Genomic DNA, 12,115 nt, shown 5'->3' on the forward strand with positions numbered 1-12,115 from the left:
CCGTGGCACCCTCATCTTATTGCGTATTACACAACCAGATGCACAGAGTGCGCTCTTGAGAATATTGCAGCGGCAGGAGGAAGTGTCAAAAAGCTGCGGTTCCCGCCCGCTCCGCCAGGTCGGCCGTCCGCACCATCTTAGGCGTCCAGCAGGCCGCCGCTGGCCCAGCGCCTCAGGGCCTGCCGCTCGGCGTCGTCGAACTCCATGAGCGCCACCCGGCACAGCTCTTCCACGTCATCTGTCCAGGCTGTTGCCAGCCCTGCCGCGGTGGCCGTTTCGTCGAGCTGGAAGTTGGCGTAGCCCAGGCCCTGGATCACGAAGTTCACGGCACCCCGCGACACCGGCTGGCCAGCCGTGACGCAGTCATCGCGGACGAGCCGCGACAAGTCGCTGCGGTTGACCGGCTGCTCCTGAAGCCTGGCTGCCATCGCCTGGAACAGCTGCCGGAACTGGGCTTCCGAGAGCGCCGGCACGTCGGTCACCCGGGTCACGCGTTCCTCAATGCCGGGTTCCACTTCGGCTTCGACGGGCAGGTCGTCACTGGAAAACCGCTGCGCGTCCCAGACCCAGCCGCCCCGTGCCGGAGAGTACTCAATGCCCTGGCCGATCTGCGCCACCCACGTCCCGAACTTCCCCAAGCCGCCCCAGTCAGTCTTCAGGTTCGGATCCGCTGTCAGGGCCCGGTGCGCCACCATGGCCCCGACCACCGGCCCGGGGGCGGTACGGACAAAGTCGCAGACTTCCCGCACAGCTGCGGACGCCGCTTTGGGTTTCGTCTTTGGCTTTGCCTTCGCCGCGCCCTGTGCCTCCCGCTGCGGCTGGACGGAGGCCACCGCATGGATTGGCTCTCCGGTGGTGCCGTTGAGGATCGCCACAAAGTCATGGGATTCCACCACGCTGTCCGCCATCTCCCGGTAAGCGAAGGCCACCGCTCCGGCGGCGATGACGGTGGTCAGCTTGTCGGCGGCACGGAAGCGCTGGATCAGGGACGTGAAATCAGCGTCGGCAGAGGCGATAAAGAACTCGTCAATTTCACTGACCCCCGTCAATGTGTCCATCGCGTCGAGGACGAGGTTGATATCGGTGCTGCTTTTGCCCCGCTGCGTCAGCGACGGACAGTCGATGACGCGGAAGCCCGCCCGCGTCCAGTACGTACGGTACTTCGAGAACACCACCGGGTTCAGGTAGCAGTTCCGGATGAGGAAGCGGCGGGAGTTCTCACCCGGCCCGCCGGCGGACAGGGCATCAGCCCAGTGCTTGGGGTCCTCGGCGAACCGCTTCGCCGCCAACGGATCCAGCGCCTGGAGGCCAAGGTAGACGTTGTCGAAATCGACAAACATCGCGGCCCGGAGTCCTTGCCGTCGGGTGGTGGTGCGCGACTCATTCATTGGCTCAGTGTGCCAGCAATTTGTGCCGCTGGGTCACTTATTTCTGGATGGGGGAGGGAGCGCCGCTAACCCAAGTAGGTAGCAGCAGGTGTCCTTTTGAGCGGTCAAAACGACATCTGCTGCTACCTACTTGGGGATAAACCGATGCTCAACGCAAGAGGACGACGGCGGGAAGTCCCGCCGTCGTCCTCTGCTTTGGTTTTCTAGCGGGTGACTTCCTCGAACCTGGCGCCCTGCGGGACGTTGCGGCTCAGGCCCACGGTGAAGGTGTTGGGTCCGCTGCGGGTGACCGAAATGCCGCATTTGGCGGCCTGGGCACGCGGCGTCAGATCCTGCACGGCGGCGTCGATGGTGTGATCGATGGCCGAGCGGTCCCAGATTTTCAGCGTTACGGAATCAGTGGTTTCAAACGTCATTGTCAGTACTTTCACTCATGCAGTCGACGGCCCCACGTCGTTGTTTGGAGCCGCATCCTCGTCGGTGAGGATTGCTGTTTCAGGCAGGCGGGAAACGGATTCCCTTATTCATGGTTCACGGTGGCAGGCTGCGTTGACAACCGAAATGCCGAAAGTGTGACCGATTACACGCGCACGCTGACTGTGAAGATGCTGGGGCCGCTGCAGCGAACGGCGATGCGGGATCGGGGAGTGTTCGCACGGGCCGACAGGTCCTGCACGACCGCCTCCAGCGTGTGGTCGACGGCGGAGCGGTCCGATATTTTCAGGGTCACGGAGTAGTCAGTTTCGAACGTCATCGTCAGTACTTCCATTCAGGGCTGTTTGAGGCCAGGAGTTTTTGTGCCGGGCCGCATCCTCAGCGGCGAGGAGTGGGGCTGGTGGAAAGCGCATTCCCATGACCATAGTGCGGGTTGATGGATGGATAACGCAAGTGAAATGACCATGATGTGACCGACTGCACGTCGGGGCTGGACAGGACCCGCGTGTTTACCCCGGCCTGTTCTCCGGGACCCTGCTTTCCGGAATCAGGGCATAGAAGGGCGTGAAGCCCTCCCGCGTCCCGGGCGAAATGTTGGAGCGGACGATCGACGCGCGTTCCAGCGCGGCCAGATGGTAACGGACGCAGTTCCGCGAGGCGGTGACGGCTGCGCTGATCTCCGCTACCTTGCTCGCACCGTTGACTGCGAGGTAGTCGATGATCAGTGATCTGACCGTGTTGGGCCGCCAGTTGGTGCTGCGGTCGGCGTGGCGTGGCGGAGTTCGGGTCTCAACTTCGAGGGACATGTGCCGCTGCCTTTCAGCGCGCCGAAACGGGCTCGGGTTGCCGTTGCTCCTCTGTCATTTCGAAGGGAGGGGCGCCTTCAGTGGGTGCCGGCGCAGTGCTTTCCCTGGGGCCCGCTATGCCGGCGGCGGGGATGTCAAAGCCGGGCACGACGGCGGGCACGGTGGATTTGTTTTTCATGATCACTCCTTGGGTGAGGCCGGGCTGGTGGCCCGGTGGTGGAACGGTCCTCGTCATTGAGTCCGTTTCTCTCTGGCCGGCCAGGAAAATTGGGCACGTCGGTGTGCCCCCTGCTCCCTGGGCGAGTGGGGTGGAGATTGGTGCCTGCGTCTCCCGGCAGTTATTTGCTGAGGTTGGCGAGGCGCTGGGGGCTGAGGAGCTGCTGGAGCTGGGTTTGGGTGAGGAGGCCGTGTTCGAGGACGAGTTCGGCGACGCCTTTGCCGGTGGCGAGGGCTTCCTGGGCGATCGCGGTGGCGGTGGCGTAGCCGAGGTGGGGGTTCAGGGCGGTGACCAGGCCGATGGATTGTTCGACCGTGCTGCGGAGGTGGTCGGTGTTGGCTGTGATGCCGCGGATGCAGCGTGCGGTGAGGGTGCGGCAGGCTGCTTCGAGGTGGGAGATGCTCTTGTGGAGGCTGTGGACAATGATGGGTTCGAAGGCGTTGAGCTGGAGCTGCCCGGCTTCGGCGGCCATGGTGATGGTGACGTCGTTGCCGATGACTTCGTAGGCGACCTGCGAGACGACTTCCGGGATCACCGGGTTGATCTTGCCGGGCATGATGGAGGACCCGGACTGCACGGCGGGCAGGTTGATTTCGCCGAGTCCGGCGCGGGGGCCGGAGGAGAGCAGGCGCAGGTCGTTGCAGATTTTGGAGAGCTTTACCGCGACGCGCTTCAGGACGCCGGAGAGGTGCACAAACGCACCGACGTCCTGGGTGGCTTCGATCAGGTCGGGCGCGGTGACCAGGGGCAGTCCGGTGATGGCGGCGAGGTGCCGGCAGGCCGCTTCGGCGTACCCGGGCGGGGCGTTCAGGCCGGTGCCGATGGCGGTGGCGCCGAGGTTGATTTCGTGGATGAGCAGTTCGGCTTCGGCAAGGCGGAGCCGGTCCTCGCCGATGGTGACGGCATAGGTTCCGAATTCCTGGCCCAGGGTCATGGGGACGGCGTCCTGGAGCTGCGTGCGGCCCATTTTGACGACGGTGCGGAATTCCAGGGCCTTGGAGGCGCAGGCTTCCTCGAGCTCGGCCAGGGCGTCGAGGAGTTCCCGGGCGGCGAAGATGGTGCCCAGTTTCACGGCGGTGGGGTAGACGTCGTTGGTTGACTGGGAGAGGTTCACGTGGTCGTTGGGGTGCAGGCGGGCGTAGTCGCCCTTGGGGTAGCCGAGGACTTCCAAGGCGCGGTTGGCGATGACCTCGTTCGCGTTCATGTTCGACGACGTCCCGGCGCCGCCCTGGATCACGTCCACAACGAACTGGTCGCTGAGCTGGCCGTTCATGATGTCGGTGCACGCGGCTTCGATGGCGTGGGCGCGTTCGGGGTCCAGGAGCCCGAGTTCCAGGTTGGTGCGGGCCGCGGCGAGCTTGACGGCGGCCAGCCCGCGGACCAGGTACGTGTTGGAGGACAGCGGCTGGCCCGTGATGGGGAAGTTCTCCACGGCCCGGAGTGTGTGGACGCCCCAGTAGGCGTTGGCGGGGACGTCCCGGTCGCCGAGGAGGTCGTGCTCGGACCGGGTCTGCGGTACGGCTGCCGGGGCGGTCAGGTCAGTGGTCATGGGGATCCTTAGAGGCTTCGTGGACGGGCATGGGCGTCTGTTTTTGGGCAAGTTTGGGCTCGGTTGATGGCCGCGCCCGGCCGAGGGAGGCGTGGGCGCGTCAGAGGATAAAGGCGTTAGCGGCTGTGAAAAGTGTGGTTAGCCTGATCCGCCTGCCGCGGCTTTTTCGCCGCCCGGGATGAGGGTGCCCAGGGCGCACTCCACCCCGTGCAGATGCATGGCCATGGCCTGGGACGCGTCCTCGGCAGAGCCGCGCTCGATGGCCTCGAAGATGCGGGCATGTTCTTCGCCGGATTCCTTGCGTCGGTCGGCGACGAGGTTGAGGGTGTTGGACTGGTTCGCCATTGCCTCAACGATGTCCGAGAGGAATGATTCAAAGACGCCGTTGCCGCTGGACCGTGCGATGGTCGCATGGAACTCGGTGTTCAGCTGAACCCACTGCTGGAGGTTTTCCGCCTCGGACATTTCGCGGAGGATTTCCCGGAGGGCTTCGAGGTCCTCGTTGGTGCGGCGCTGGGCGGCAAGCCCCGCGGCCGGAACTTCAACGTGGGGGCGGGCCTCCACGAGGGCGCTGGCGGAGTATTTGCCGAGCTTGAGGTCCTGTGCCACCTTGTCGGCGATGACGAAGGTTCCCTTGCCGGTGTGGGTGGCGGTCAGTCCGAGGGCGGTGCAGGAACGAAGGGCCTCCCGGACCATGGTGCGGCTGACTCCGTATTGCTTTGCCAGTGTTGCCTCTGAGTCCAGCCGGGTACCCACAGGAATTTTGCCGGCTTCAATAGCACCGCGAAGCGACGCAAAAACGGCTTCGGCCGCGCCGACGCGCACCACTCGATCTTGTCCAGCTGTCCAGCTGTCCAACAGGTCGTTCATGTAACGAGCATGGCATTAGTTGCACTGGCTGTCAACGCCCTGCCGGAGTGTTGCCGCAGAGTTTTCGCGGGCGGCGCCACGGCGATGCCCTGCCGACCGTTGACACTCCGCCTATCCAGGGCGTATCGTACAACCAAATGGTTGTAGATCTGATGAGTGATGCCGACGCCGACCGCCTTTTCCAGGCGTTCGCGGATGCCACCCGACGTGACATTGTCCGCAGGGTAACGGTGGCGGAGTACTCGGTGTCCGGCCTCGCGGCCCTCTACGCCATGAGTTTCGCCGCCGTCCAGAAGCATGTGGCGGTGTTGGAGCGTGCCTCCCTGGTTACCAAGGAGAAGCGCGGAAGGGAGCAGATCGTGCGGGGCAACCATGAAGGACTGCAGAAGGCCCGCCGGCTGCTCGACGAGTACGAGGCGATCTGGCGGCAGCGCGTCGGGCGGATCGCGGACATTCTGGCTGAAGGATAGGAAGGTTCCGCAATGTCGGTTATCAGTTCCACCAAGAATCTCGAGGCACTCAGCTTCACCCTCGTCGCCGAGTTCGACGCCGCCGTCGAACTCGTCTGGCAGGTCTGGGAGGACCCGCGGCAGCTTGAGCGGTGGTGGGGCCCGCCCAGCTGGCCGGCCACTTTTGAGCGGTTCGACTTCGAACCCGGCGGAAAAGCCGACTACTACATGACCGGCCCGGAGGGCGAGAAGGCCGGGGGCTGGTGGCGTTTCACCGCCATCCAGGCACCCAGCCGCCTGGAATTCGACGACGGTTTCGCCGACGAAGGAGGCGATCCTGTGGATTCCATGGGCATCACCCACGCCACTGTCACCCTTGAGGACACCGGCGGCCGCACGCGGATGACCATCCAATCCACGTTCGAGTCCGAAGAGCAGATGGAACAGATGGTCCAGATGGGCATGGAGGAAGGTATGCGTGAGGCCGCTGGCCAGATCGACGCCATCCTCGCCGACCACGCCCGCGCCTGAGTCCAGGGCAGCCGCGCCGCGGTCGGCACCCGCTCACTGCGCCGGGACTGCCGGTAACAGCATCCAATGCATGAGTACGACGGCGGGCCTCCCGCCGTCGTACTCCGCTTTTCGGCGGCGTCGCCGCTGCCAGCACGGGTTGCGGACCCGTTGAAACCCGGCACGCGCACTTGAATACTGGAAGCAGGATCGGTGCATTTCGGAGGCGGTGACGGGTCATGGGTGGAGGCGACAGCGCCTTCAGGCGGCGGCTGGAACGTGGCGCCGAGCTGCGTTCCCACCGCGGCGCGGGCATCAGCGCGGAGGAGGAAGCGCAGCTGGAGGCGGCCGAGGAAAACGAGCGGCAGAAGCGTAAGAAGGTTGACGACGCCAAGAGGGTGGAATACCTGATTCGCGACGCCATGGCCCAGGGAAAATTCGACAACCTCAAATACTCGGGCAAGCCAATCCCCGGCCTGGGGGAGGCCTACGATCCGGACTGGTGGGTCAAGGGCCTGATCCAGCGGGAGAACATCAGTGGTATGGGTCCCAAGGCCATCCTGCTCCGCACCGAGGACGCCGAACTGGATGCCCGCCTCGACGCCCAGTTCACCGAAAAGCAGGTCAGGGACATCCTGGCGGACTTCAACGCCCGCGTAATTGATGCCCGCCGGCAGCTCGAGGGCGGCCCGCCCGTCATCACCAGCACCCGGGATGTTGAGGACGAAGTGGCGCGCTGGTACGGGCGCCGCGCTGCCCGTACCCCGGCCGCGCCGCCGGAACCGAAACCAAGGCGCACGTGGTGGCAGAGGCTGTGGAGCGGCGCCGGATAGCGGGATGACGACGGCGGTACTTCCCGCCGTCGTCGGCCCTTGTCAAGCGATACTCAGCGATATATCGTTAAGTATCGCTCGCCGGCGTGGTGAGCGGGAGACACTCCACGTACCGGAAGGACTGTGCCGCCATGAAAGGCATGTTCGAGAACCACAAATTTGCAGAAAATGCCGCGCCCCACGGACGCTTCGGCCGCGGCCACGGCCGCCGCGGGCCGCACGGACACGGCGGGGGAGGGTTCGGCCCCCGCGGTTTCGGCCCGGGATTTGGACCCGGGTTTGGGCCGGGAGGTCCCCGGCGGGCCAACAGGGGTGATGTGCGTTCGGCCATCCTCTCCCTCCTGGCGGAAGCACCGTCGAACGGCTACGGACTGATCAAAACGATCGCCGAAAAGACCGCCGGCGCGTGGCGGCCCAGCCCGGGATCCGTCTACCCCACGCTGCAGCAGCTGGTTGATGAAGAACTCATCAGCCCGGTGGGCGAGGGCCGGCGCACCGAGTTCACCCTCACCGAGGCCGGCCGGGAGTACGTGGCCGAAAACAGCGAGGAACTGGCCAACGCCTGGAACACCTCCCGCGACGCCACAGGCCCCGCCCTCCATGAGAGCATCGGAAAACTCATGGGGGTCATCCACCAGTTCCGCGGCGCCACCGAGGAACAGCGCACGGCCGCGATCGAAAAGCTGGACGACACCCGCCGGGCGCTCTACCTCATCCTCGCCGACTGACGGATCCGACGGCGTGCGTCCGGCTGACGCATCCGACGAAACAGCCGCATCCGACGAAACAGCCGGCTGTTACGGCTGCGGGGCGTTCGCCTCGAAGAGTTCGCACAGTGCGTTGTAGTACCGGGCGGTCTGCCCCAGGTGCTTCATTCCGATCCGGCCGCACACCTTCCGGGACGCTGCGTTGGCCGGTGCCGTCACCGCCACCACCCGTGTGAGGCCGCTGCCGAAGGCATAGCGCAGGGCGGCGGCCGCTGCCTCGGACGCGTACCCGTGCCCCCAATGGTCCGGGTGGAAGTGCCAGCCGATCTCCGTATCGCCGGATGGCTGCAGCGGCAGGGACTCGCCGGACGCCGGGATGGACTTCAGGAGCAGATTTCCCGCCAACTGGCCCGATTCTTTGATCTGTACCGCCCAGACAGCGTGCACCGGGTCATCCAGGAGCCGCCACGCGCTGATCCGTTCCTCCGCCTGGGAGCGTTCGGTCATCACCTGGGGCGGATTGCCAATGAACCGCTGCACTTCCCACCGGGAATACAGGTCAAAGGCGAAGTCTGCGTCCTCCGGCTCCCACGGCCGCAGGATCAGCCGGTCGGTCTCAAGGGTCTGCACCCGACCATTTTCCCACCACCGGCCCTGCGGAAGCGCTGACCGATCACGGCCGGCCTGATATGACCCTGCCCGAAAGGTGGAGCAGAATGGAGCCTTGTCCGACGTTCCCAAGGAAAGGTGCTCCGCCATGGCAGAACCGGGTTGGGTCACGCACGCAGTGTGGTGGCAGGTCTATCCGCTGGGCTTCGCCGGGGCCGAAAAGGCAGCGCTCCCTGCCGGCGCGCCGGTGGAACCCCGGCTGCAGAAACTGATTCCGTGGCTGGACTACATCGTTGACCTCGGAGCATCCGGCCTTGCCTTGGGCCCGGTCTTCGCCTCCGAAACGCACGGCTACGACACCACTGACTATTTCCGCATCGATCCCCGGCTGGGCGACGACAACGACTTTGACCAGCTCATTCACGAAGCCCACGCCCGGGGACTTCGGGTGCTCCTGGACGGCGTGTTCAACCACACCGGGCGCTCGTTCCAGCCGTTCACGGAGGCCATGGCCCATGGTCCGGACGCGCCCACCGCTTCATGGTTCAGGATCAACTGGCAACAGCCCGGTCCCCAGTACCCGCCGGAACAGGACGGGCGGCAGCAGGCCGAGCCGGACTACGAGGACTTCGAGGGCCACCACCATCTCGTGGCCCTGAACCATGCTGAGCCCGCAGTTGCGGAATTTGTGGCCGGTGTCATGAAGCATTGGCTGGGACGCGGCGCGGACGGCTGGCGGCTTGACGCGGCCTATGCCGTCCCGTCAGCGTTCTGGTCAACCGTGCTGGCGGATGTGCGGGCGGACTATCCGGAGGCGTACTTCGTGGGCGAATACATCCATGGCGACTACGCGGGGGAAGTGGGCAGCGGAACCCTGGATTCCGCCACGCAGTATGAGCTGTGGAAGGCGGTGTGGAGCTCCCTGAATGACGCCAACTTCTACGAACTGGCGTCCTCGCTGGAACGCCACAATTCGTTCCTGGACGCCTTTATCCCGCTGACGTTTGTGGGCAACCACGACGTCACCCGGATCGCCAGCCGGCTCAGGGACCCGGTGCTCCTGCCGCTGGCACTGGTTGTCCTTTTCACCGTGGGCGGCACACCCACCATCTACTACGGCGATGAACAGGGGTACCGCGGCGTCAAGGAGGACAGGGCAGGAGGCGACGACGACGTCCGTCCGCAGTTCCCGGCAGCACCGTCGGACCTTGCGGACATGGGCCACCACATTTACCAGCTGCACCGGGAACTGATCGGAATGCGACGGCGGCACGCCTGGCTGCACACGTCCCACACCACCGTGCTGTCCCTCAGCAACGAGAACCTTGTGTACCGGTCCACCGGAGAAGCCGGACCGGACGGGAAAGTCCCCACTATTGTGGTGGCCCTCAACCAGTCGGACCATCCGGCGGACGTGGAGGTGCCGCCGTCGGACGCCATCCTGCTGGAAGGCAACGGACACCTCGCGGCAAGCAACCGCGTGGCCTTGCCTGCCCGTGGCTGGGCGATCCTGGGTAACGGCTCCTAAGGCCGGCGGGCCGGCGTGCTTGGCGACGGGGTCGGAGACGACATGGAAGCAGGCGGCGGCGGGAACGGATTGGCCGGGTAGAGCCGCACCACCTGCAGCATGTAGTTCACCCACTGCGGGCCGGCAATCATGTAGCCGTCAAGGCGGGGGTAGAACACCCCGTTGATGGTCACATTCTGGCCCGGCCGCTTCTGGCCCTCCAAGGCATCGCCGAAGAAGGACGCGGTGGCCAGGCCTGAGGTGTAGCCCACAATCCAAGTGGCGCCGTTGTTGTTCGAGGTGCCGGTCTTGGCCGCGGTGGGCACCACGGTGTGGATCTTGGGATTGATCCACACGCCCGAGCCAACTTTCAGGACGTCCTGGAGAACTGCGTTGACACCGCGGGCCACCTCCGGCTTGACGGCGTCGCGGCACTCGCTGGTCTGTGCGGGAAGCTTCCCGCCGTTCACGTCCGTGACCTCCACCACTGCGATGGGGGCGCAATAACGGCCGTCATTGGCGAAGGTTGCAAAGGCATTAGCCAGGTGGAGCGGTGCGACCCCGATGGCACCCAGCAGGTTGCCAAGCTGGTGCATGTTGATCGGCGCACCGTCCAGGCCGCTGTGCAGCCCCACCGCGTCCACCATCTTCTGGATCCCGCAGAAATCCAGCTGGGCGGCGGTAGCGAAGGTGGCGGTGTTGATGGAGTTGTAAAGCCCATAGTTGATGGGCATGCGGCGGTAGTAGCCCTCGTCCGCGTTCTGCAGGTCATCGGCGGCACCCAGTTCGGGGTTGTTCTGTGCCGTGCTGTAGGCGCCCAGGACCTTGCCACAGCTGGACCGCCAGGGGAATCCCAACGGATACACCCGCCGGGAAGCGTCCACTTCGGCGGTCATGGACTTGCCTTCATTGAGCCATTGCGCGAACGTGAACGGCTTCATGGTGGATCCCGGCTGGAAACCGCCGGCGCCGTTCAGGTCATTGCCCTGCGGATCACGGGCATCAACATTGAAGTTCAGCTGTGTATCGAATTTCCCTTCCTCCGGCAGGAAGACCGTGTTCTGGGCCATTGCGAGGATATTGCCCGTGCCGGGCTGGACGGTCACCAGCGCAGCCCCCCACCGGTCCGGATTGGCGCCCGCCGTGCCGTCCACCTGGGCCTGCGCCGCAGTCTGCAGCCTGGGGTCGAGTGTGGTTTTGATGGTCAGGCCGCCGCGGTAGAGCCTCCGTTCCCGTTCGATCAGGCTGGAACCGTAGGCAGGATTGTTGAGGATGAGGTGGGAAATGTAGTCGCAGAAGTAGGGTGCCATGGTGGCGTTGGCGCAGCCCTGCCGTCCGGGATTCAGCTTCAACTCAATGGGAGTTGCCACGGCCGCGTCGTGGTCGGCCTGGGTGATTTTGCCCGTAGCCAGCATCTCGGAAAGCACCTGGTTGCGCCGGACGATCGATTTGTCCGGGTTCACTGCCGGGTTGTAGAAGCTGGGACTGTTCACGAGCCCGGCCAGCAGCGCGGCCTGCGGCAGGGTGAGGTCTTTTGCCGAGGTGCTGAAGTAGTACTGTGAAGCGGCCTCAATTCCGTACGCATCCCGGTTGAAGAACACGATGTTCAGGTAGCCCTCGAGGATCTGATCCTTGCTGAACCGCTTTTCCAGGGAGACGGCAAGCTTCATCTCACGAAGCTTGTCCCCGACGCTCTTTTGGCCGCTGAGGATCACCTCGTCCTTCCTGTCCTGGGACAGGTAGGCCTCGTTGATCACGTTGGTGACGTACTGCTGGGTGATGGTGGAAGCACCCTGCGTTCCGCTACTGGTCATGTTGGAGATCGCTGCGCGCAGGATCCCTTGCGGGTCGATTCCGGCGTGGTCGTAGTAGCGGCTGTCCTCGATGGCGATGACGGCGTCGCGGACATACGGGGACATCTGGTCAAGCGGGACCTTGATCCGGTTCTCGGCATAGAACGTGGCGATCTGCTGCCCGTCGGAGGCCAGGACCTTGGTTGTCTGCGACGGCGGCGAGACGACGAGTTCCTCGGGCAGGCGGTCGAAGAAATTGATCGAGCTGCTGACGCCGAAACCTGCGGCTGCTACGGCTGGAACCACCAGGCTCGCAGCGAGGACTCCGCATAATGCGCTCGCGGTGAAGAATCCGAGGACCCTTCCCAGGGCCGCGGCCAGAGGGTGCCCGCGTTTCTTCTTCTTCTTCTTCGCCATTTTTCAGCTCTCAGGCTAGCGATGT

Annotated in this window: 14 protein-coding genes; 5 read left to right on the top strand and 9 right to left on the bottom strand. The window is 64.8% G+C overall.

Annotation, left to right across the window (positions count from 1 at the left end):
- Positions 1-137 precede the first annotated feature (137 nt).
- From AU175_RS13860 to AU175_RS13885, 7 genes are all read right to left on the bottom strand, one after another.
- Positions 138-1,388: an NYN domain-containing protein gene (locus tag AU175_RS13860; protein WP_066289915.1), complete on the bottom strand. Its 1,251-nt coding sequence runs from the start codon at positions 1,386-1,388 to the stop codon at positions 138-140.
- Positions 1,389-1,591: 203 nt separating this feature from the next.
- Positions 1,592-1,804: a hypothetical protein gene (locus AU175_RS13865; protein ID WP_197497108.1), complete on the bottom strand. Its 213-nt coding sequence runs from the start codon at positions 1,802-1,804 to the stop codon at positions 1,592-1,594.
- Positions 1,805-1,968: 164 nt separating this feature from the next.
- Positions 1,969-2,142, bottom strand: a complete 174-nt coding sequence (locus AU175_RS13870) for a hypothetical protein (protein ID WP_197497109.1) — start codon at positions 2,140-2,142, stop codon at positions 1,969-1,971.
- Between the two features lie 190 nt (positions 2,143-2,332).
- A complete protein-coding gene (locus AU175_RS13875) occupies positions 2,333-2,629 on the bottom strand; it encodes a winged helix-turn-helix domain-containing protein (protein ID WP_066289926.1) in 297 nt (98 codons plus the stop codon).
- 13 nt (positions 2,630-2,642) lie between these two features.
- Entirely contained in the window at positions 2,643-2,807 is a 165-nt protein-coding gene (locus tag AU175_RS21800; protein ID WP_156642324.1) for a hypothetical protein, read from the bottom strand.
- Positions 2,808-2,967: 160 nt separating this feature from the next.
- Positions 2,968-4,395 carry an aspartate ammonia-lyase gene (locus tag AU175_RS13880; RefSeq protein WP_066289928.1) on the bottom strand — a complete coding sequence of 476 codons (1,428 nt, stop codon included), beginning with the start codon at positions 4,393-4,395 and terminating at the stop codon, positions 2,968-2,970.
- 138 nt (positions 4,396-4,533) lie between these two features.
- Entirely contained in the window at positions 4,534-5,265 is a 732-nt protein-coding gene (locus tag AU175_RS13885) for a FadR/GntR family transcriptional regulator (protein ID WP_066289931.1), read from the bottom strand.
- 137 nt (positions 5,266-5,402) lie between these two features.
- Here AU175_RS13885 and AU175_RS13890 point away from each other — a divergent pair, with 137 nt between their 5' ends.
- From AU175_RS13890 to AU175_RS13905, 4 genes are all read left to right on the top strand, one after another.
- Complete coding sequence (locus tag AU175_RS13890; RefSeq protein WP_066289934.1) at positions 5,403-5,735, top strand: ArsR/SmtB family transcription factor; 333 nt, start codon at positions 5,403-5,405, stop codon at positions 5,733-5,735.
- Between the two features lie 12 nt (positions 5,736-5,747).
- Complete coding sequence (locus AU175_RS13895) at positions 5,748-6,245, top strand: SRPBCC family protein (protein WP_066289937.1); 498 nt, start codon at positions 5,748-5,750, stop codon at positions 6,243-6,245.
- 218 nt (positions 6,246-6,463) lie between these two features.
- A complete protein-coding gene (locus AU175_RS13900; protein WP_066289939.1) occupies positions 6,464-7,057 on the top strand; it encodes a J-domain-containing protein in 594 nt (197 codons plus the stop codon).
- A gap of 131 nt (positions 7,058-7,188) precedes the next feature.
- Positions 7,189-7,785 carry a PadR family transcriptional regulator gene (locus AU175_RS13905; RefSeq protein WP_066289942.1) on the top strand — a complete coding sequence of 199 codons (597 nt, stop codon included), beginning with the start codon at positions 7,189-7,191 and terminating at the stop codon, positions 7,783-7,785.
- Positions 7,786-7,854: 69 nt separating this feature from the next.
- Here the strand turns inward: AU175_RS13905 and AU175_RS13910 are convergent, their stop codons facing one another.
- Positions 7,855-8,394 carry a GNAT family N-acetyltransferase gene (locus tag AU175_RS13910; RefSeq protein ID WP_066289944.1) on the bottom strand — a complete coding sequence of 180 codons (540 nt, stop codon included), beginning with the start codon at positions 8,392-8,394 and terminating at the stop codon, positions 7,855-7,857.
- A gap of 127 nt (positions 8,395-8,521) precedes the next feature.
- Between AU175_RS13910 and AU175_RS13915 the strand changes: the two genes are divergently transcribed.
- On the top strand, positions 8,522-9,901 hold the full coding sequence (locus AU175_RS13915; protein ID WP_066289945.1) for an alpha-amylase family glycosyl hydrolase: 1,380 nt from the start codon (positions 8,522-8,524) through the stop codon (positions 9,899-9,901).
- Here the strand turns inward: AU175_RS13915 and AU175_RS13920 are convergent.
- Entirely contained in the window at positions 9,898-12,090 is a 2,193-nt protein-coding gene (locus AU175_RS13920; RefSeq protein ID WP_066289947.1) for a transglycosylase domain-containing protein, read from the bottom strand. The genes AU175_RS13915 and AU175_RS13920 overlap by 4 nt on opposite strands.
- Positions 12,091-12,115: the final 25 nt, after the last annotated feature.

This window comes from Arthrobacter sp. B6 (assembly GCF_001663775.1).
Taxonomy (GTDB): Bacteria; Actinomycetota; Actinomycetes; order Actinomycetales; family Micrococcaceae; genus Arthrobacter.